Annotated in this window: 16 protein-coding genes and 1 pseudogene; 5 read left to right on the plus strand and 12 right to left on the minus strand. The window is 70.4% G+C overall.

Going from position 1 to position 20,770, the window contains the following annotated elements; genetic code table 11:
* The first annotated feature begins 14 nt into the window (after window positions 1-14).
* Window positions 15-1,304 carry a YbfB/YjiJ family MFS transporter gene (locus AC07OC_RS13145; RefSeq protein ID WP_494601390.1) on the plus strand — a complete coding sequence of 430 codons (1,290 nt, stop codon included), beginning with the start codon at window positions 15-17 and terminating at the stop codon, window positions 1,302-1,304.
* On the opposite strand, the gene AC07OC_RS13150 is transcribed toward AC07OC_RS13145, so the two are convergent.
* The 3 genes from AC07OC_RS13150 to AC07OC_RS13160 form a co-directional block, all read right to left on the minus strand.
* Complete coding sequence (locus AC07OC_RS13150; RefSeq protein ID WP_218296648.1) at window positions 1,273-2,532, minus strand: HAMP domain-containing sensor histidine kinase; 1,260 nt, start codon at window positions 2,530-2,532, stop codon at window positions 1,273-1,275. The genes AC07OC_RS13145 and AC07OC_RS13150 overlap by 32 nt on opposite strands.
* A gap of 45 nt (window positions 2,533-2,577) precedes the next feature.
* Window positions 2,578-3,300, minus strand: a complete 723-nt coding sequence (locus tag AC07OC_RS13155; RefSeq protein ID WP_218296649.1) for a response regulator — start codon at window positions 3,298-3,300, stop codon at window positions 2,578-2,580.
* A gap of 149 nt (window positions 3,301-3,449) precedes the next feature.
* Window positions 3,450-4,832 carry an AmpG family muropeptide MFS transporter gene (locus AC07OC_RS13160; protein ID WP_369641121.1) on the minus strand — a complete coding sequence of 461 codons (1,383 nt, stop codon included), beginning with the start codon at window positions 4,830-4,832 and terminating at the stop codon, window positions 3,450-3,452.
* A 126-nt stretch (window positions 4,833-4,958) separates the two neighbouring features.
* Here AC07OC_RS13160 and AC07OC_RS13165 point away from each other — a divergent pair, with 126 nt between their 5' ends.
* On the plus strand, window positions 4,959-5,810 hold the full coding sequence (locus AC07OC_RS13165) for a M48 family metallopeptidase (RefSeq protein ID WP_218339131.1): 852 nt from the start codon (window positions 4,959-4,961) through the stop codon (window positions 5,808-5,810).
* 127 nt (window positions 5,811-5,937) lie between these two features.
* Here the strand turns inward: AC07OC_RS13165 and AC07OC_RS13170 are convergent, their stop codons facing one another.
* The 6 genes from AC07OC_RS13170 to AC07OC_RS13195 all read right to left on the minus strand — a co-directional run bounded on the left by AC07OC_RS13170 (window position 5,938) and on the right by AC07OC_RS13195 (window position 11,712).
* Window positions 5,938-7,023: a GGDEF domain-containing protein gene (locus tag AC07OC_RS13170; RefSeq protein WP_218296652.1), complete on the minus strand. Its 1,086-nt coding sequence runs from the start codon at window positions 7,021-7,023 to the stop codon at window positions 5,938-5,940.
* A gap of 123 nt (window positions 7,024-7,146) precedes the next feature.
* Entirely contained in the window at window positions 7,147-7,476 is a 330-nt protein-coding gene (locus AC07OC_RS13175; RefSeq protein WP_218296653.1) for a DUF2218 domain-containing protein, read from the minus strand.
* Entirely contained in the window at window positions 7,473-8,294 is an 822-nt protein-coding gene (locus AC07OC_RS13180; RefSeq protein WP_218296654.1) for an ABC transporter ATP-binding protein, read from the minus strand. Before AC07OC_RS13180 ends, AC07OC_RS13175 begins: the two co-directional genes overlap by 4 nt.
* A 165-nt stretch (window positions 8,295-8,459) precedes the next feature.
* Window positions 8,460-9,548: a FecCD family ABC transporter permease gene (locus tag AC07OC_RS13185; protein WP_370627740.1), complete on the minus strand. Its 1,089-nt coding sequence runs from the start codon at window positions 9,546-9,548 to the stop codon at window positions 8,460-8,462.
* 65 nt (window positions 9,549-9,613) lie between these two features.
* Window positions 9,614-10,549, minus strand: a complete 936-nt coding sequence (locus tag AC07OC_RS13190; RefSeq protein ID WP_218339130.1) for an alpha/beta hydrolase — start codon at window positions 10,547-10,549, stop codon at window positions 9,614-9,616.
* Window positions 10,550-10,557: 8 nt separating this feature from the next.
* The gene (locus tag AC07OC_RS13195) at window positions 10,558-11,712 is read right to left on the minus strand and encodes an ABC transporter substrate-binding protein (protein ID WP_492244727.1); all 1,155 of its coding nucleotides are present in this window, start codon (window positions 11,710-11,712) and stop codon (window positions 10,558-10,560) included.
* 229 nt (window positions 11,713-11,941) lie between these two features.
* Between AC07OC_RS13195 and AC07OC_RS13200 the strand changes: the two genes are divergently transcribed.
* Together AC07OC_RS13200 and AC07OC_RS13205 are read left to right on the plus strand one after the other, a co-directional pair.
* Window positions 11,942-12,937: a helix-turn-helix transcriptional regulator gene (locus tag AC07OC_RS13200; protein ID WP_255590919.1), complete on the plus strand. Its 996-nt coding sequence runs from the start codon at window positions 11,942-11,944 to the stop codon at window positions 12,935-12,937.
* 353 nt (window positions 12,938-13,290) lie between these two features.
* Window positions 13,291-15,420: a TonB-dependent receptor gene (locus tag AC07OC_RS13205; protein WP_494601394.1), complete on the plus strand. Its 2,130-nt coding sequence runs from the start codon at window positions 13,291-13,293 to the stop codon at window positions 15,418-15,420.
* Between the two features lie 233 nt (window positions 15,421-15,653).
* Here the strand turns inward: AC07OC_RS13205 and AC07OC_RS13210 are convergent.
* Window positions 15,654-15,752 (minus strand): annotated as a pseudogene (locus tag AC07OC_RS13210) (MBL fold metallo-hydrolase); the annotation flags it as partial.
* Between the two features lie 535 nt (window positions 15,753-16,287).
* On the opposite strand from AC07OC_RS13210, the gene AC07OC_RS13215 reads away from it, so the two are divergent.
* Window positions 16,288-18,981: an IPTL-CTERM sorting domain-containing protein gene (locus AC07OC_RS13215; RefSeq protein WP_494601396.1), complete on the plus strand. Its 2,694-nt coding sequence runs from the start codon at window positions 16,288-16,290 to the stop codon at window positions 18,979-18,981.
* Between the two features lie 161 nt (window positions 18,982-19,142).
* On the opposite strand, the gene AC07OC_RS13220 is transcribed toward AC07OC_RS13215, so the two are convergent.
* Both AC07OC_RS13220 and AC07OC_RS13225 read right to left on the minus strand, forming a co-directional pair.
* Window positions 19,143-19,781: an MBL fold metallo-hydrolase gene (locus AC07OC_RS13220; RefSeq protein WP_494601398.1), complete on the minus strand. Its 639-nt coding sequence runs from the start codon at window positions 19,779-19,781 to the stop codon at window positions 19,143-19,145.
* A gap of 65 nt (window positions 19,782-19,846) precedes the next feature.
* Window positions 19,847-20,764 (minus strand): LysR family transcriptional regulator, encoded by a 918-nt coding sequence (locus tag AC07OC_RS13225; protein ID WP_494598262.1) that lies wholly within the window; start codon window positions 20,762-20,764, stop codon window positions 19,847-19,849.
* Window positions 20,765-20,770: the final 6 nt, after the last annotated feature.

A 20,770-nucleotide genomic window follows, 5' to 3' on the forward strand; every position in this document is an offset into this window, starting at 1 on the left:
CTTGCTAAGATGATATGCAACAGCATTCCCCGTGGCAACCCCATGTCCCCACCGTGAACCCGGCGTCTCTTTCCCCTCCCACCTCCCGGCACGCTGACGGCGCCACGGCCCTGCAGGTCGCCCTGGCCGGCATGGCCGCGCTGGCGGCGGCCATGGGCATCGGCCGTTTTGCCTTCACCCCGCTCTTGCCCATGATGCTGCACGACGGCGTGGTGGACATCGCCACGGGCAGCTGGCTGGCCACGGCCAACTACGCCGGCTACCTCGCGGGGGCGCTGCTCTACATGGCCTTGCCCTGGCTGGGCCGGCGCCTGGGCGGCGTGCCCGGCAACGCGGCGCTGGTGCGCGGCGGGCTCGTGGCCACGGTGCTGCTCACGGGGCTGCTGGCCGTGCCGTGGCCGGCCTTTTGGCCCCTGCTGCGCCTGTTCGCGGGCGTGGCCAGCGCGCTGGTGTTCCTGGGCACGGCCAACTGGTGCATGGGGCGGCTGGCGCACCTGGGGCGCCCGGCCCTGGGGGGGCTGATTTTCTGCGGGCCGGGGTTGGGCATCGTCATCACCGGCCTGCCCACCAGCGCCATGGTGGCTGCGGGCTGGAGCGCCGCGGCGGGCTGGGCGGCCTTCAGCGCACTGGCGGCCGTGCTGTGCGCGGGGGCCTGGGCGGTGTTCCAGGGGGTGGACGCCCCGGCCGCGGGGGCGGCGGGGGCCGCAGGCGGCGCCTCTGCGCCCGCGCGCCCCGTGGCCGAGCGGACCCTCCTGGCCGTGGCCTACGGCCTCGCGGGCCTGGGGTACATCGTCACGGCCACCTTCCTGCCCGTCATCGCACGCGCGGCGCTGCCCGCCGGATCGGTCTGGCCCGACCTGTTCTGGCCGCTCTTCGGCGCGGGCGTGGCGCTGGGCGCGCTGCTCTCCACACGGATCGCACCCACCCGCGACCGGCGCATGCTGCTGGCCTGGGCCTACCTGCTGCAGGCGGCGGCCATCGGGCTGGGCCTGCTCTGGCCGGGGCGCGCGGGGTTCGCGCTGGGCAGCCTGTTGCTGGGGCTGCCGTTCACCGCCATCACGTTTTTTGCCTTGCAGGAGGCGCGCCACCAGTGGCCCCAGGCGGGCGCGGGCTTCACCGGCCTGATGACCGCGCTCTATGGCATCGGCCAGATCGTGGGGCCGCCCATGGCGGCGGCGCTGCTGGCACGCGCGGGTTCGCAGGCGCAGGGTTTTGACTGGGCGCTGGGCGTGGCGGGGTCGGTGCTGGTGCTGGGGGCCGTGCTCTACGGCGTCATGGCATGGCGCTGGCGCCAGCCGTGCTGACCGGCAGGCGCAGCACGAAGCAGGCGCCACCGCCCTCGCGGTCCTCGCAGTGCACGGTGCCGTTGTGGCGCCCTGCGATGGAGCGCACCAGGGCCAGCCCCAGGCCCACGCCCCCCGCGCGCTCGCTGGCGCCCGGCAGGCGGTAGAAGGGCTCGAAGATGCGTTCGCGCTGGCTGGCTGGCACGCCTGGTCCCCGGTCGCACACGCGCACCTCGGCGTGGCCCTGGCGGCGGTGCACCACCACCGTGATCTCGCCCGTGCTGTAGCGCCGGGCGTTTTCCAGCAGGTTGCGGATGGCGCGGCGCAGCAGCTTGGAGACGCCGCGCACGTCCACGGAGTCGGCGCTGGAGCTCACATCCAGGTCGGCATCCACGCGCGCGCACTCCTCGGCGGCCAGGCCGATGAGGTCCACCAGCTCCACGGTGCCCACGTCGGCCTCGCGCGCATCGAGGCGGCTGGCCAGCAGGATCTCGTCCACCAGCTGGTCCAGCTCGGCGATGTTGCGCAGGATTTCCTCGCGGAACGCGGGCGAGGGCTGCTGCCCGCCCATCAGCTCCATGCCCATGCGGATGCGGGTGAGCGGCGAGCGCAGTTCGTGCGAGGCGTTGGCCAGCAGGGACTTGTGCGACTTGACCAGCGTTTCCACGCGCGCGGCGGCGGCGTTGAACTGGCGCGCGAGGTCGGCCACCTCGTCCTGTCCCTGCTCGGGCACGCGCACCGACAGGTCGCCCTCGCCGAACTTCTGCACGCTGCGCTGCAGCGCCTCCAGCCGCAGGGTCAGGCGCCGGATGATGGGGTACACGCCCACGGCCACCGCCAGGCTCACGATGCCCAGCAGCCACAGGAAGCCGAACGGCGGCCGGGTCCAGAACGCCGCGTCGCCCTGGTTGGGGCCGCCGGGCCGGCCGCCGCGTTCGCCGCGCGGCTGGCGGGGCGCCATCTGCAGCACGAACGGCTGGCCGGTGCCCGACTCGATATGGAACTCGGCCCCTTCGCCGGGTTCGCTGGGCTGGCGCGTGGCCAGGCCGCGCAGCACCAGGTTGCCGGCGGGGTCGCGCAGCACCATCTCGCGCGACGGCGGCACAAAAGGCTGCGCGTTCTGCGCCTTCTGCTCTTCGGCCATGCGCCAGGCCCAGCCCACGGTCAGCGTCAGCACCGCGATGCCGCCGACCACGGCCAGCCAGATGCGCAGATACAGGCGGCGGGAAAAGGGGGTGGAGAGGGACATTCAGCAAAGCGGGGTGCGCGCCGTGGCAGGGCCGCGCTCCACCGGTCAGTCTTGTTGTTTCGCGAATACATAGCCCACGCCGCGCACCGTGAGGATGCGGCGCGGGTTCTTGGCGTCGGCCTCGATGGCGGCACGGATGCGGCCCATGTGCACGTCGATGGAGCGGTCGAAAGCCTCCAGCTCGCGGCCGCGCACGGCCTCCATGATCTGGTCGCGCGTGAGCACGCGGCCCGCGCGCTCGGCCAGGGCCACCAGCAAATCGAACTGGTAGGAGGTGAGGTCGGCCAGCTCGCCGGACACAGTCACGGTGCGCGCGTCGCGGTCGATCTCCAGCGTGCCGAACCGCAGCACCTGCGTGGCCGCCGAGGCACCGCCGCCATCGGTGCGGCGCCGCAGGATGGCGCGGATGCGCGCCAGCAGCTCGCGCGGCTCGAAAGGCTTGGGCAGGTAGTCGTCGGCGCCCAGCTCCAGGCCGATGATCCGGTCCATGGGGTCGCCCTTGGCGGTGAGCATGAGCACCGGCACCTGCGCCGCGCTGCCCTGCAGCGAGCGGATGCGGCGGCACACCTCCAGCCCGTCCATGTCGGGCAGCATGAGGTCCAGGATCACGAGGTCGGGCAACGGCCCGGCGTCCGGCCCCTGCAGCTGCGCCAGGCCGCTCTTGCCGTCCGCGCGGTGCGTGACCTGCAGGCCCGACTGGCCCAGGTACTCGCCCACCATCTGCGCGAGGCGGGCGTCGTCTTCGATCATCAGCAGTTGGGAGCTCATGGGGGCAGTGTAGTGGGAGGCCTGGACAGAGCCCCCATGCTCGCGCGCGGGCGTCTCCCCGTGTTGAAGCCTCCGTAAAGTTGCGGTAAACCGCCGGGGGTGAAAAGCAGGCGATTGCTATAAATTAGATAGCTATTAGCGCCTTGCCATCAAGCGCCAGAGGCTGTTTTCACCCGGGATGCCAGCCACACCAGCACCAGCACCGGCAACCCCAGCATCGCGGTGGCCGTGAAGAAGTGCGCGTAGCCGAAGGCATTCACGTAGTCGCCCGAGAACCCCGCCACGAACTTCGGGGCAAGCAGCATCATGGAGCTGAACAGCGCGTACTGCGTGGCCGAGTAGCTCACGTTGGTCAGGCTCGACAGGTAGGCGATGAACGCCGCCGACGCGATGCCGCTGGCCAGGTTGTCGGCCGACACCACGGCGATGAGCGCCGTCACGTCGTGCCCGTGGCCCGCCAGCCAGGCGAACAGCAGGTTGCTCGCGGCGCTCAGGATGGCGCCCAGCATCAGGATGCGCATCACGCCAAAACGCATCGACAGCACGCCGCCCACGAAGGCGCCCGCCAGCGTCATGATCACACCGTACACCTTGGTCACGGCGGCCACCTCGTCCTTGGTGAAGCCCATGTCCACGTAGAACGGGTTGGCCATGATGCCCATCACCACGTCGCTGATGCGATAGACGGCGATGAGCGCCAGGATCAGCGCCGCGTGCCAGCCGTAGCGGCGCAGGAAGTCGGCGAAGGGCTCCACCATGGCGCCCTGGATCCACTCGGCCGCGTTTCTGGCCGGGGGCAGTTGCACGGGCGCGGGCTCGCGCGAGAACAGCACGGTGACCACGCCCACCGCCATCGACGCCGCCATGGCCAGGTAGGCCGCTTGCCAGGCGCCGTTCTGGTACGCGGCCGCGCCTTGCGCCACCACCTGCCCCACCGCAGGGGCCACTTCGGAGCGCGCCGCAATCCACAACACGCCCGCACCGGCCCAGATCATGGCCAGGCGGTAGCCCGTCTGGTATGACGCCGCCAGCGCCGCCTGGTGATTGGCGTCGGCCGATTCGATGCGGAACGCATCGAGCGCGATGTCCTGCGTGGCCGAGCCGAACGCCACCGCCAGCGCGCACCACACGATGGGTCCGAGCGTCTGGCGCGGGTCGGCCAGCGCCATGCCGATGAGCCCGCCCACGATGAGCGCCTGCGACAGCAGCAGCCAACTGCGCCGCCGTCCCAAGGCCCGGGTGAGCAGCGGGATCGGCATGCGGTCCACCAGCGGCGCCCACACCCACTTGAAACCGTAGGCCAGGCCCACCCAGCTCAGGTACCCGATGGTGCTGCGGTCGATGCCCGCCTCGCGCAGGCGAAAGCTCAGCGTGCCCAGCACCAGCAGCAGCGGCAGCCCGGCGGAGAACCCGAGCGTGAGCATGCGCAGGCTGGCGGGCTCCAGGTACACGCGCAGGGTCTGCAGCCAGGGCGTGCGCGCGGACTTTTCGGGGCTGAGGCCGGGGGGGGATGAAGTGGATGTGTCTGACATGGGGGGCGGAGGTTTTGTCTATCATCGCCGACACCCTTGCAGCCCGGCCTGCCAGCCTCCATCTGGCGACAAGCCCTGGTGTGTGGTGCGCCAGCGCTGCTTATTATTCCTTCAGGGATTGCCTGTATGTGCCTTTTCTGCCCCGCTCCCTCCGTTGCACCGTCGTCCCCGTGGTCGGCGCGCCGTGCATTCCTGCTGGCGGCCGGCGCCACTGCCGCCGCGCCGGTGCTCGCGCAGGTGGACGTGGGCACGGCGTCCAGCCTGCGCAAGCTGGTGCCCGCCGAGACGCTGGAAAACTCGGCCGCCCAGCAGTACCAGCAGATGCTGCAGCAGGCCAAGGCCAAGCGCGCGCTGGCGCCCGAGGGGCATCCGCAGCTGCAGCGCCTGCACGCCATCGCCAAGCGGCTGATCCCGCACGCCGCGCCGTGGAACGACCGCGCCAGGCAGTGGCGCTGGGAGGTCAATCTCATCGGCAGCCAGCAGATCAACGCGTTCTGCATGCCCGGCGGCAAGATCGCGTTCTACACCGGCATCCTGGACCAGCTCAAGCTCACCGACGACGAGGCCGCGATGATCATGGGCCACGAAATGGCCCATGCGCTGCGCGAACATGCGCGCGAGCGCATCGCCAAGACGCAGGGCACCAACCTCGCGCTGCGGCTGGGCTCGCAGCTGCTGGGCCTGGGCGACCTGGGCCAGGCGGCCGCCGGCCTGGGCGGGCAGCTGCTCACGCTGCAGTTCAGCCGCTCGGACGAGAGCGAGGCCGACCTGGTGGGCCTGGAGCTGGCCGCCCGCGCGGGCTACCAGCCCTCGGCCGCCGTGAGCCTGTGGAAGAAGATGGGCAATGCCAGCGGCAGCAAGCAGGGCGGGCTGGCGTTCCTGTCCACCCACCCCTCGGGTCCCGCGCGCATCCATGAGCTGGAGCTGAACGTGCCCAAGGTGCAGGGCCTGTACGAGGCGGCGCGGCGCAACGGCTGAGGCGCCGGGCGGCCCCGGGGCCGGGTGTTGGTGCTGGGTTGCTATTAAAATGGTAGCTTTCTGCGCTTGTCCATCAAGCGCCAGCTGCCTTTTTTTTGCCCTGCCCCGCTCGGCATGGACGTTGGCCTCAGGCCACGCTCACGCGGTTGCGGCCTGCGTGCTTGGCTTCGTAGAGCGCCTTGTCGGCGCGCACGATGGCGGCCTGCAGGTCGTCCGCGCCATGCACCTGCGCCACGCCAAACGACATGGTGAGCGACAGGGGCGCGGGGCCGACCTCCATCGGCGTTGCCTGCACCGCGGCGCGGATGCGTTCGGCCGTGGCGCAGGCGGCGTCGAGCGGGCTGGCGGGCATCAGCGCCAGGAACTCCTCGCCGCCCCAGCGGGCGAGCACGTCGCCTTCGCGCAGGCTCTGGCTGAGCGTGCGGGCCATGGCCACCAGCACCTCGTCGCCCACGGCATGGCCGTACTGGTCGTTCACGCGCTTGAAGTGGTCCACGTCGCACAGCAGCAGGGCGATGGGCGTGCCGTCGCGCTGGCCGCGGGCCAGCGTGTGGGCGGCCAGCGCCTCGAAGTGGCTGCGGTTGTTCAGGCCGGTCAGCGGGTCCAGCGTGGCCTGCTTGCGCAGCCGGCCCTCGGCGATGAGGATGGTGCGGCGGTAGAACGCCGCCAGCGCCGCCGACATCGCGAACACCAGGCAGATGTGGATCCAGTTGACGATCTTCACGCTCAGGGGCGGCAGGGGGGCCAGCGGCCCCAGGTGGTCGCACAGCACCTGCAGGCCCAGGTAGTACGCCAGCAGCGCGATCACCATGGGCGCCGCGAAGCCGCGCGTGTTGGCGATCACGATGGCCGGAATGAACAGCAGCAGGTAGTAGTGAAAGCCGCTGTTCCAGCCGATGAGCAGCGAGCCCAGTGCCGCGTGGCCCACCACCTCCAGCCAGATCAGCGCCAGCGCGGCCGCGTTGTAGCGCGACTGGATGAGCCGGTAGGCTCCCAGGTACATCGCGATGCTCACCAGGTTGACGGCCGCCAGCGGCAGCGACCCCAGCCACAGGAACAGCACGATGTAGCCGCCGTCGATGGCCGCCGCCGTGAGCGCCACGCGCTGCACCATGGCCCAGTAGGCCTTGCCCGCCAGGCTGGAGCCGCGCTGCGGGATGGCGAACGGGCGGGGCGGGCGGGGCTCGGGGCGGGCGGATGCGGAATGTGCCATGGCGGGCAGGGGCCTCGCCGGTGTTCGGGCACCGGTGCGGCGCGATAACAAAATGTCACATTCTAGGAAGCGCCTGCGCTGCCCATCGTCCGATGTGGGCGGCAGGCGGGCCGCAATTGGGGCTTAAGGGGCGGGGGGCGCCGTGCCAGCCGCCGGCGCGCTGACGGTTTGCACGGGCTGCCAGTCCACGGCCATGGGGCTCTTGCGCGAGAACAGCTCCACGTGCGAGTCGATCGCGAACTGCACCCGGTCCAGGCTGGCCTGGTCGTCGGCGCTGCAGTCGAAGTGCAGCGCCGCGCCATCGGCCCGCAGCAGGCACAGGCCCCAGGGAAAGTGGGCCTGGCCCTGGTGCTCGTCATACGTCACGGTGATCTTGCGCGTGAAGTGGTAGCACAGGCGCTGCAGGTAGCGGCTGGCGTCGGGCGTGGGCACATGGCCCTGGCGTCGCATCATGGGAAGGGGCTGGTTGTGGTCATGGAAGAAGCGGCATCCAGCGGCAGCGCGGCGTCGGCCAGCACCAGCAGGTTGCCTTGCGAGCAGCGCTCCACGCGGGCCTGGACGCCATAGGCGCGCCGCAGCAGCGCGGGGGTCAGCAGCGGGGCCGGCGCGCCGGCGGCCAGCACGCCGCCGCCGCCCAGCACCAGCACCTGCTGGCAAAAGCGCAGCGCCAGGTTCAGGTCGTGCACGGCCACCAGGCCCACGGTGCCCTGCTGCTGCACCAGGTCGCGCACGGCCTGCAGCACCTGCAGCTGCCAGCGCAGGTCGAGCGCGCTGGTGGGCTCGTCCAGCAGCAGCAGGCGCGGCGCGCGCACGATGGCCTGCGCCAGTCCCACCATCTGGCGCTGCCCGCCCGAGAGTTCATCGAGCCGGCGCAGCGCCAGCGCCTGCAGCCCCAGCGATGCCACGACGGATTCGATGGCCGCCTCGCGCCGGGCGGCGCTCCAGTCGCTGCGCCCGGCGCGCAGGGCGCTGTGCCAGGTCTCGTAGGCCACGAGCGAGGTGCTCTGGGGCAGCGCCTGCGGCAGGTAGCCCACGCGGCGCAGGCGCTCGCGGGGCGGCAGGGTGGCCAGGTCCGTGCCCTCGAGCCACACGCGTCCCTGCGCCGGCCGCAGCCCGGCCACGGCCTTGAGCAGCGTGGACTTGCCCACCGCGTTGGGCCCCACCACGGCCACCAGCGTGCCGGCGGGCACGGCAGGCAGGTCCACGCCCTGCAGCACGGGCCGGCCGGGGTAGCCGGCGGTGAGTTGTTCGAGGGTCAGGCCGGTTGTCATATCAAGCCTCCATGGCGCTACGCACCCTCGGCAGCCAATGAAACTGACGCGGCCCGGGCCAGCGCCCCCGCGCAAGGGCCGCCCCGCCGCGCTGGGGGCGTCCTCCTCCCGCGTCGCGCAGCAATGTGGGAGAGGGGGAAGACGCGCAGCGGCTCAGGGGGTGCTTCATGTGGCCCTTCTCTGGCGCAGCACCAGCACCATGAACAGCGGCACGCCCACCAGCGCGGTGATGATGCCGATGGGCAGCACCACGCCGGGCACCAGCGCCTTGCTGAGGATGGACGCGAGCGACAGCATCAGCGCCCCCGCCAGCGCGCTGCCGGGCAGGTAGTAGCGGTGGTCCTCGCCCAGCAGCATGCGCGCGATGTGCGGCCCCACCAGGCCCACGAAGCCGATGGTGCCCACGAACGACAGGGCGGTGGCCGCCAGCAGGCTCACGCGCAGCAGCGTGACCAGGCGCAGCCGCTCCACCCCGATGCCGAAGCTGCGCGCCTGGTCCTCGCCCGCGCGCAGCGCCGTGAGGGCCCAGGCCTGGCGCGCCGACCAGAGCATGCACAGCGCGAGCACGGTGCCCACGATGCCGATCTTGGTCCAGGTGGCGCGGCCCAGGCTGCCCATGGTCCAGAACACGATCTGCTGCAGCGCGTTGCTGTCGGCGATGAACTGCAGCAGCCACAGCAGGGCCTCGAAGCTGAACAGCAGCGCGATGCCGAACAGCACCACGGTGTCCACCGTGGCGCCCTGGCGCCAGGCCAGCAACTGGATCAGCGCCGTGGCGCCGGCCGCGCCCGCGAAGGCGCACAGCGGCACGGCCAGGTTCTCGCCCCAGGCCACGAGCGTGAAGCCCGTGACCACGGCGGCTGAAGCGCCCACGGCCGCCGCCGCCGACACCCCGAGCGTGAACGGGCTGGCCAGCGGGTTGTTGAGCGCGGTCTGCATCTCGGCCCCTGCCAAGCCCAGGCTGGCGCCCACCAGCACGGCCATCACCGCGTAGGGCAGGCGCACTTCCCACAGGATGACCTGCTGCGCCTGCGGCAGGCTGGCGGGGGCGAACAGGCCCCGCAGCACGTCGGCGAACGCGAAGGTGGAGGGGCCGAGCGCGATGTCGGCCACCACGCTGGCGCACAGCACGGCGAGCAGGGCGGCCAGCAGCAGCAGGCGCAGGCGCACGAAGTGCTGGTAGCGCCGCGCCAGCGAACCAGCGCGGGCCGCGTCCAGGGGCGGCGGCAAGGGAGACGGGGCGGCGGGGTTCAACGAAGGCAGTTCCGGGGCAGGGCGTGTGGGGTGCGAGAGGGTTCCATGGCGCGGGGCGGCGGTTTTCAGCGGGGCTGCTGGGCCCATGCCAGGGCGTCGATGAGCCCCGGCGCCATGGCGCCGCCATGGTCCACGCCGGGCAATATGCCCATGTGAACGCGCAGTTCGGGCCAGTGCAAGGCCTCCAACTGGTCCGCCAGCGCCTGCGTGCGTTCGATCATGCGGCGTTCGTGCTGCACGGCGGCGCGCGCCGCGGTGGGAGCGGCCCGGGGCTGCTCCAGGCTGCCCACGCGCAGCTGCAGCCGGGCCCGGAAGGGGCGCGGCGCCGTCGCGTGCGCCTGCATGAACTGCGATGCCGTCTGCAGCACCTGCGCGCCGTTCCACCACACCGACGGGCTGGTGGCCGCATACCGTGTGAACAACGCGGGGCGCGTGAACAGCGCGTGCAGCACCAGCAGGCCGCCGAACGAGTGCCCGCTCAGCGCCTGGCGCTGCGGGTCGATGGAAAACGCCCGCGCCACGCGCGGCTGCAGCTCGCGCGCGATGAAGTCGAGCAGGATGTCCGCGCCGCCGGCCTCGGGCGTGGCCGAGCCGCCGGGCGCGGGCGGCGTGTAGTCGCGCTGGCGTTGCGCGGGGTGGACCACGGCATCGCCGGGGTGGCCGATGCCCACGACGATGGCGCTGTCCGCGCGCATCTGCGCGGGGCGCGCGGCCTCATTGCGGGCCAGCTGGGCCGCGAGCGCAAAGGCGGCATTGCCGTCGAGCACATACAGCACGGGGTGTCCGGTGGCGGGCGCGGGGCCGGCGGGCTGCTGCACCCAGATGCGCCAGACGCGGCCGCTCGCCGGGTCGCGCAGGTCCAGCTGGCGCGTGTCCGGCAGCCGCGCGGGGCCCGCCTGCAGCAGGGACGCCTCTGGCGCGCCGCTGGCGCAGCCCGCCAGCCACAGGCTGGCACCAGAGGCCAGCAGCGCGCGGCGGCGGGTGTCGCGGGGCATGGGCATGGAGCGCATCAGAGGCTGGTCCAGTACACGCCCGTCAGCGGGATGGGCTGGAAGCGGGTGAACATCGTCTGCAGGGTGTCGCGCGGGTCCAGGTCGGCAAACAGCTCGGGGTGCAGCCATTTGGCGAACACCTGCACCGCCACGACGTTGAAGGGCGAGTTGTAGTAGTGGTGCCAGATGGCATGCGCGCGGCCGGGCTGCTGCACGGCCTGCAGCTGGGCGATGCCCCGGCGCTGCGTGGCGCGCGCCAGCGAGGCGCGGGCGGCCTCGGGCGTGGCGTCGGCGCCCAGCACGATGCGCAGGGGGGATTTCTCGGCCGTGGCCATGCTGCCGATGCCGGTGCCGATGTACAGCTGGGGCTGCGTGGCGATCAGGAATTCGGGGTTGAGCGTGCCGTGCTCGCCCGGAATGCGACCGCGCGCCACATTCTGGGCCCCGGCGGCATCCAGCAGCACGCCCACCAGGCCGACCATGGTGGCGCAGCATTCATCGGCCAGGCCCACGCGGTTCTCCAGGAACACGCCGGGGTGCCGCGTGCCGGCCGGCAGGGTGCGCAGGCGGGCTTCCACGCGGTCGAGCTGGGCCCGCCAATAGGTGTTGAACGCCTGGGCCTCCTGGCGCTTGCCCAGCACGGCGCCCAGCAGCTCCATGCTGCGCGTCGTGTTGCGGAGCGGGTCGTGGCGGAAGTCGACGAACACCACGGCCACGCCGGCCGCCTCCAGGCGGGCCAGCGTTTCGCGGTCGTTCTTGCTCGGGCCGTGGCCACCCGCCAGCCCCAGGATGGCGACCTGCGGACGCAGCGCGATGGCCTGTTCGTCGCTGAAGCTGCCGCTGCTGTTGCGGCCCACGCGCGGCACCTTGTCGATCTGCGGGAAACGGCCGCGCCACTGCGCATAGCCGGCGGCATCCAGCGTCTCGTAGTCGCCCATCATGCCCACCAGGCGGCGGGCCACGTCGTCGCGCTCGAACACGCCCAGCGCGGGCAGCAGCCGGCCTTCGCCCAGCAGGATGCGCTCCACCTTGGCCGGCAGGGTGACGGCGCGGCCCGCCAGGTCGGTCACGGTCTGCGTGCCCCCCTGCGCGCGCGCGGGCGAGGCACCCAGGACCAGGGCGCAGAGCAGGGCCGCCAGTGGCGCCCAGGGGCAAAAACGGATCAGGGGCATGGGAGGGACGGTGTGCGGGCGGCCATCGGCGGCGGCCGGTTCAATGGCCAATATTGAGAATCATTTGCATTTATTATGCCGACTTGCTAGCATCCCATGCCGCGGTGCCCGCCGTGTTTGCCAAGCGGAGAAAAACCTTTGCGCAAACGCCAGGCCCCGGGTTCCACGCGCCGTGGTGCATTGCCGTCCGCTGCCCCTGCCGCTTTTTCGCCGTCACACCTGCCTGCCCATGTCTGTCGTCAGCCCCTTGAGTGTGCTGTCCGCCGCGCCCGCGTCGGACGGCATGCAGGCGTCGCTGCAGCGCCATCTGCAGCGCCTGCGCGTGCTGCGTCCGGGCCTGCACCTGCACGCGGACGATGCGGCCGATGCGCAGGATTTCACGGCCAGCGGCGAGATGGAGACGGGCCTGCGCATCGTGGTGCTGCTGGAGGGCTCGGTGGACGTGAGCTATGGGCCGCGCCGCGTGGCGCTGTCGAGCGCGGCGGACCACGCCCGCCAGTCCCACGATGCAGGCCTGGCCAGCCTGCCGCGCGCCCTGCTGGTGTCGGTGGCGGAGCCGGAGCGCTTCGAGCGCCGCGCCCGCAAGGGCGCGTATGCGCGCCGGGTGAGCGTGGGCCTGGGCGGCGAATGGCTGGAGCAGGTGGCCGGCCCGTCGGCCTCCGGCGCCATCGAGGCCTTCCGCCGCCAGCACCTGGCCATGCACCACTGGCAGCCCTCGGCGCGCATCGCCGCCCTGGCCGAGCAGATCACCCATGCGCCGGACCTGAGCCCCCTGCTGCTGCACCTGTACCTGGAGAGCCGCGCGCTGGAGCTGGTGGGCGAGGCGCTGGGCAGCCTGGCGCAGCACGCCCCCGGGCCCGCGCCGGCACCTGCTCCCGCGCCCACCGGGCTGCGGCTGCTGCCCCACGAGCACCGGCGCATGCGGGCGCTGCATGCCTTCCTGCAGACCGAAGGGGCCATGGACCTGTCGCTCGATGCCCTGGCGCGCCAGGCCGGCACCAACGCGAACACGCTGCAGCGGCACTTTCGGGCGGTGTACGGCACGACGGTGTTCGACTTCGTGCGCGAAAGCCGCCTGCAGCGCGCCCGCAAGGCCCTGGAGCAGGAGGGCCTGACCGTGGGCCAGGCGGCGCTGGTGGCGGGCTACAACAGCGCCGCCAACTTCGCCACGGCCTACCGCAAGCGCTTTGGCATGCCCCCCAAGCTGGCGCGAGTGAGGGTCTGAAGCCCGCCGGGCCGCCTCGCGGCTCCCCCGGTCCTGGCAAGGCCCGTTCCACGGCGGCCCTGGCGGGGCCGCGGCAAACGTCTTTGTTGGGCGTGCAAACACGGGGCGGCGGGCTGCGTGAAATCATCGCTCCCATGCCGGGTGGAACCAGCCGGCACGCCTTGCAACACGTTCCGGGCACCGCGCCTGGATGGCTTCCTCGCGGAGCCACTGCGCGCCCTGAGTGAAATCGCATTCATTCCTGTTTGCAATCCGTTGGCGAGGCGGACTCCCTTCTCCTTCGTTTTTGATTCAGGACTTCTATGCAGACTCGCCGCCCATCCCCGGGTGTCCCCCGGGCACATCCTTTTGCCTTGCGCCAGGTCGCCCAGGCCTGCGCGTGGACCTTGCTGGCGGGTGCCGGCGCGGCCCTGGCGCAGCAGAACGCGCCCGCCCCGTCCGCCACGCTGCTGCGGGAAGTCACGGTGAATGCGGCCGCCGAGACTCCCGACAGCCTGCCAGCCGCGGCCCCGGGCGGCCAGGTCGCCAGGGGCACGCGGCTGGGCGTGCTCGGCAACGTGGGGGTCATGGACACGCCGTTCAACATGACGGGCTACACCGCCGAAGGCATCGCCGACCAGCAGGCGCAGACCGTGGGCGCGGTGCTCAAGAACGACCCTTCGGTGCGCACCACCACCAACGAAGGCCACATCGTCGAGAACTTCATCATCCGGGGCTTCGGCGTGGGCGCCGGCTCGCTGGCCATCAACGGTGCCTATGGCCTGGCGCCCGAGCAGAACACGCCCACCGAGATGTTCGAGCGCGTGGAGGTGCTCAAGGGCCCCGGCGCCATGATGATGGGCCTGCCCCCCGCGGGCGACGTGGGCGGCGCGATCAACCTCGTGCCCAAGCGCGCGGGCAAGGAGCCGCTCACGCGCGTGACCACCACCTATTCGTCCCAATCCAACGTGGGCGTGCACGCCGATGTGTCGCGCCGCTTCGGCGGGGAACAGCGCCTGGGCGTGCGCGTCAATGGCGTGCTGTCGGGCGGCGAGACCTGGCTCGACCACCAGACCAAGGCGCGCGAGATCGGCCACCTGGCGCTGGACTACCAGGGCGAGGGCTGGAACGTGGAGGCCGATGCCTATTCGCTCAGGAACAAGGTGCGCAAGGGCTCGCCCATGCAGCCCATCATCGCGGGCTGGACCACGGTGCCCAAGGCGCCCGACGGCTCCACCAACTTCTTCTACGGCGAGGGCGTGTACAGCAATACGCAGACCCAGGGCCTCATCGTGCGCGGCCAGGCGAAGATCAACGCGGGCTGGACGGCGTTTGCCTCGGCGGGCAAGGCCGAGCATTCCTACGACGGCTTCATCTTCGGCACCCGCCCGGTGTGGACGGCGGCGAACGCGGCCTCGGGCAAGGCCACGGGCACGGCCTACAACTCCTGGGGCGAGTACGGCACCACCACGGCCGAGCTGGGCCTGCGCGGCCAGTTCGGCACCGGCGCCGTGGCGCACAGGCTGACCCTGGCCGCCAACGTGATGAATTACGAAGGCGGCAGCCGCGGCAACGGCACGGCGCCCATCAACAGCAACATCTACCACCCCACGCCCATCACCATGCCGGCCGGGGCGGCGGCATCGACCTACAGCAAGATGAACGATGACGCGATGACGGCGCTGAGCGCGGTCGACACGCTGTCGTTCGCCGACGACCAGGTGCAGCTCACCCTGGGCCTGCGCGCGCAGCGGGTGCACCAAAAGCTCAACAAGTACAAGGAGAGCGCCGTGACGCCGCTGGTGGGCGTGGTGGCCAAGCCCTGGGGCGAGACCGTTGCGCTGTACGGCAACTACGTGGAAGGCCTGAGCGCGGGCACGACCGTGAAGGCGCCCTATGCCAACGAAGGCCAGACCTTCGCGCCGTACAAGAGCAAGCAGATGGAGGTCGGCGTGAAGTGGGTGAGCGGCAGCCTGACGCAGACCGTGAGCCTGTTCCAGATCAGCAAGCCCGCCCTGATCGAGCAAGACAACCGCCAGGTGCTCGACGGCGAGCAGCGCAACCGGGGCGTGGAGTGGAACGTGTTCGGGCAGTTGGCCCCGGCGCTTTCCCTGCTGGGCGGCGTGGCCTACACCGAGGCCGACCAGACCCGGACGAACAAGGGCGTGAACCAGGGCCGCGCGCAGTTCGGCGTGCCCCGGCTCACCCTGAACCTGGGTGCCGACTGGGCGGTTCCCGGCGTGCAGGGCCTGTCGGTGAACGGCCGTGTGAACCACACCGGTTCGCAATGGCTCACGGGCGACAACAGCGTGAAGCTGCCGTCCTGGACCACCCTGGACGTGGGCGCCCGCTACGCCACGCGTCTTGGCGCGCAACCGGTGGTGCTGCGCGCCACGGTGACCAACCTCGCCAACCGCGCGTATTTCGAGAGCATCTGGGGCGCGGGCCGGGTGAACGTGGGCGCGCCGCGCGCCGTGCGCCTGTCGGCCTCGTTCGACTTCTGATCCCGGCGAAGCACGGCGCGAGCGAAGCAACCCCGCCACGGGGTCTGGCGTGTGTCCTGGTGGGCACGCCAGGCGCCTGTGGTGGGGCTGGTTACGCTATTAATATAGTAGCTATTGGCGCTTGATGGATAGGCGCTGGCGGCCAAAAACATCCAAAACACCAAGACTTCCGTCGGCACGGCATGCAAGCCGGGCCACGGGCCGCGCGCCGCCGCGGGTCTGTCCAGCGGGGCTCAGGTCCCGCCCACGTAGGGATTGCTCTGGCGCTCCCGCCCGAACGTGCTCCCGGGCCCGTGGCCGGGAATGAACACCGTCTGATCTCCCATCGGCCACTGTTGTGACAACGTGAGGCCCAGGCTCCGAACCTCCGTGAACAGCAGGTCCAGGTTGCTCACGGGGTCCATCATGACGACCTGGTGGGGTGTTGCTGACAGAGATAGGCGGTTGCAAACAGGGATTGACGATCTCGCGGGGCCGCGCTGGAGCACCATCAGGATGCCGTGGATGCTTGGGGGCGTCGCATGGGCCCGTGCCCAGGCAAGCCGCCGGAGGATGTTGTGCCACGTCGGGCATGCCCGCACGCAGATTTTGATACGCACAGTCAATTTGTCTGAAACTCCCAGTCAATCTGGATGTGGTTGACCCTCCTAGGATGCGATAGCTGGTCAGCGATGTTCGTCTCGCGCTCACTCCAGCCAGGAGGTACTGGCTTTCATTCGGCGCCTTCTCCCCCCAAAGACTCATTCAGGGAAGACGGTTCCAGTGAAGCCATTGCAAGCCCAGTGCACAGCGGTCTTATTTCGCATTCATCAGATCCGGCGTTCGCTGTCCCGGATTTACCAGACGCCTGGCTCCCGTTGCGGGGCCATGGCGATGATCCGCCGCTCCGTCCCGGGGGCGCTTTTGCGCTGCACCGTCGCGTTGGCCATGGTGCTGCTGTCAGGTGTTGTGCAGGCGCAGACCAACACCTGGGCTGGCAGCGGCAGCCTGGCTACCGCACGCAAAGCCCATACCGCAACGGTCCTGCCCGATGGCACCGTGCTGATTGCGGGGGGCTGGGCCTACAGCAGCAGCAACCTTGCCAGCACCGAGTTGTATGACCCGGTCGCAGGCACCTGGAGCGCCAAAGGAAATCTAAATGCTGGGCGCGCGTACCACACCGCCACCCTGCTGCCCAATGGCAAGGTGCTGGTTTCCGGTGGAGCAGGGAGCCGCGGCGCGCTTGCCGGCGCCGAACTCTACGACCTTGGCACAGGCAGTTGGAGCGCCACGGGCAGCATGTCCGGCGCACGTTTGTTCCACACCGCCACCCTGCTGGCCAATGGCAAAGTGCTTGTCGCGGGGAATGGCGCAGAGGTCTACGACCCGGCCACCGGCCAGTGGAGCACCACGGGCACCATGGTCACCACGCGCGACGCCCACACTGCCACGTTGTTGCCCAACGGCAAGGTACTCGTCGCGGGGGGGAACAACGCGGACGTTGGCTACCTTGCCACCGCTGAACTTTACGACCCGGTCACTGGCACATGGAGCGCCACAGGCACTATGACCACACCGCGTATCAGTCACACCGCCACCCTGCTGCCCAGTGGCAAAGTGCTGGTGGCTGGTGGGGGAGGCAACGGCGCGCGCTCCAGTGCCGAGCTGTACGACCCGGCCACAGGCACGTGGAGCACCACTGGCAACCTGGCCAACAAGCGCAGTTCTCAAACCGCCACGTTGCTGCACAGCGGCAAAGTGCTTGTTGCCGGAGGAGATGGCAGCACTTACCTCGCTAGCGCTGAGCTCTACGACCCCGCTACCGGCACCTGGGACACTACCAGCAGCCTGGCCACCGGCCGGGTCAGCCACACGGCCTCCCTGCTGTCCAACGGTAGAGTGCTCGTTGTAGGCGGGTGGAATACTGGCGGCTACCTCGCAAGTGCCGAGCGATACGAAGTAGGCCCTGGCGCCTGGAGGGCTACCGGCAGCATGATTGGCGGGCGCAGTGTCCACACCTCCACTTTGCTGCGCAGTGGTGAAGTGCTCGTCACCGGCGGGTTCGGCGGTGGCGGGGGTTTTCTTGCAAGCGCTGAACGGTACAACCCCGCCACAGATAGCTGGAGCCCCACGGGCAGCATGATCACCGGGCGCACTTTTCACACCGCCACCGTGCTGCCCAGCGGCAAGGTACTGGTCACTTCAGGGGTCGCGAACGGCGGTGCGCTTGCCAGCGCAGAACTTTACGATCCCGTCGCTGGCACATGGAGTGCTGCCGGCACCCTCGCTGTCGCTCGCTACAACCGCACGGCCACTCTGCTGGCCAATGGCAAGGTGCTTGTCGTGGGAGGTGAGGGCGCTGGCAGTGTCTTCACCAAAGGCGAGCTCTACGATCCCGAGACGAACCAGTGGAGTGTCACAGGCAACATGGCCGATGAGCACATTTATCACACGGCCTCCCTTCTGCCCAATGGCAAAGTGCTTGTCGCAGGTGGATACACCAGCGTCGGCATGCTCTCCAGCACTGAACTCTACGACCCCGCATCCAACGCCTGGAGCCCCGCGGGCGGCATGGCCACCTGGCGCTATTCCCACACGGCCACCCTGCTGCCCGACGGCAAGGTCATCGTCGCGGGGGGGCGGGGCGTCAGTGGCATGCCGGCCGATGCAGAACTCTACGACCCTGGCGCAAATACCTGGCGCGCAGCGGGCAGTCTGGTACGCACCCGCACAGGTCACACGGCCGCCCTGCTGCCCAGTGGCAAGGTCCTCCTCGCGGGCGGAAGCAGCGGCGATTTCGCCAGCTCTGAGCTCTACGACCCGGCCACCGCCACTTGGAGCGCCACGGGCAGCCTGAACACCGGGCGCGTCAACCACCGAGCCACCCTGCTCGCTGACGGCAGGGTCCTGGCTACAGGGGGCAGCGGCAGCTCTGACACCAGCGTCGAGCTTTATGCAACTTCTGCCCCTGCAGTGCAGACATACAGCGCCATTGTGTCCGTTGTGGTGGGTGGCGGGCCGGGCGGAGGGGGGAGCGTGGGCACGGGTGTGGGGTCGGTAGCGATCAGTGGCGGCGCGCCAGGCTGCGCGCTCGATACCACCGCCACGGGGTTCAGCAGCGCGGTGCCTTCAGGCCTGCCAGCCAACGCCAGCACGCCCGCCGGGATGTTTCGCTTCCGCTCCACAGGCTGCGCGGGCAACACGCTGACGGTGCGAATCACCTACCCCCACGCACTTCCTGCCGGGGTGCAGCTGATGAAGTATGGGCCTGCCAGCGCGGGGGCCGCCAGCAGCTGGTATCCAATGACCGGTGCAACGCTGAGTGCAGACCGGTTGACTGTGGCGTACGCGATCACCGACAACGGCATGGGCGATGGCAATACAGCCGATGCGGGGGTGATTGAAGACCCGTTCGCACCGGTGTTGCTGGCTGCGATCCCCGGCACGTCAGGCCCAGCTTCCATTCCCACCCTGAGCGAGTGGGGGCTGATCCTGTTGTCGCTGATGGCGGCTGGCCTGGGCATGCACCGGATGCGCCGTAGCAGCGCCTTCCGGTCCCGTGCCTGTGGGCGGGGGGCATAGGGCGAAATCGTAGACCTGCGTGACGGGGCACGTCCCGAGAACTTCACGTCCTTGTCGACATGCTCGCTGCGCGCCGGCGCCGCCATGGCAGGCGTCACCAGGTAGTAGCCGTTGCGCCACTGCATCCTGGGCGAAGTCCGCTGGCAGCGAAACGGCCCAGGTCAGGTATTGCCCACGTAGGGATTGCTCTGGCGCTCCCGCCCGAACGTGCTCTCGGGGCCGTGGCCGGAAATGAACACCGTCTGATCTCCCATCGGCCACAGGCGCTGCGTGATGCTGTCGATGAGCTGCTGGTGGTTGCCCTGCGGGAAGTCCGTGCGGCCGATGCTGCCTGCGAACAGCACGTCGCCCACAAACGCGCGGTCGATCTGCGGCGCGTGGAACACCACATGCCCCGGCGTGTGCCCCGGGCAGTGGCGCACGTTCAGCGTCTCGTTGCCGATCTGCACCTGGTCGCCATCGTGCAGCCAGCGCGTGGGCGTGAAGTGCTGCGCGGGCGGAAAACCAAACATCGCGCTCTGCTGCGGCAGGCCGTCGATCCAGAACTGGTCGCCCGGGTGCGGGCCCACGATGGGCAGCGAAAGCCGCTGGGCCAGCTCGCCCGTGCCGCCCGCGTGGTCGATGTGGGCGTGGGTGAGCCAGATCTGTTCGAGCGTGAGGTCAAGGCGCCGGATTTCTGCCAGCAGCACCTCCAGGTCGCCGCCGGGGTCGATCACGGCGGCGTTTTGGGTGGCGTCACACCAGACGAGGGAGCAGTTTTGCTGGAACGCAGTAACAGGGATGGTGAGGTAGCGGAGCATGGTGGGGGAGGGTGGTTGTGTGTATTTTGCGGTCCGGCGCATGGCGCAGGGTGGACGGGCCAGGCTCAAGCCCGCGCCAGCCGATCGACGAGGAAATCCACCAGCACGCGCACGCGCAGCGGCATGTGCCGGTTGGCGGGGTACAGCAGCGAAAACGGGCGGGAGGCGCCCGCATGCGCGGGCAGTAGCTCTTGGAGCGCGCCGCTGCGCAGGTCGGCCTCCACAATGAACCGGTAGGTCTGCAGCAGCCCCGCGCCGGCACGCGCCAGGGTCACGGTGCCCAGGATGTCGTCGGCGCAGCGCAGGTGGCCTTGGGTGGGCACCTCCACATCGCGCCCGGCGGCGTCGCGCAGTATCCATGGCACCGCTTGGCCGCTGCTGGGCAGCACGAACTGGATGCATTCGTGCGCCGCCAGGTCGGCCGTTTCGTGCGGCGTGCCGCGACGCGCCAGGTACGCCGGGGTGGCGACCACCACCAGGGCGGCGTCCTCCAGCTTGCGCGCCACCAGCCCCGAGTCGATGGGCGCGCGACCGCGCACGGCCAGGTCAAAGCCTTCCTCGGTGAAGTCCACGTTGCGGTTGCTCAACTGCAGCTCCAGCTCCACGTCGGGGTAGGACTGCGCAAATGCGGGCAGCAGCGGCAGGATGCGGCAGTGCCCGTAGGACGTGGGCAGGCTGAAGCGGACCAGGCCTGCCGGGCTTTGCTGCTGGCCTGACAGTTCGCGCTCCGCTTCGGCCAGCTGCCCCAGCGCCTGGCGGCATTGCTCGTAGTAGCGCTTGCCGGCGTCGGTCAGCCGCACCTGGCGCGTGGTGCGCTGGAACAGGCGCACGCCCAGGCGCGCCTCCATGCGCGCCACCGATCGGCTCACGGCCGCCGCCGTCAGCCCGGCCGCCTGGGCGGCGGCCGTGAAGCTCTGCCACTGCGCGGTCAGGCAGAACAGCTCGATGCTGCCCAGCTTCAGGTCGTCGAATTGGCGCGCCATGTCTTG

It is taken from the genome of Acidovorax sp. GW821-FHT10E04 (assembly GCF_059415185.1).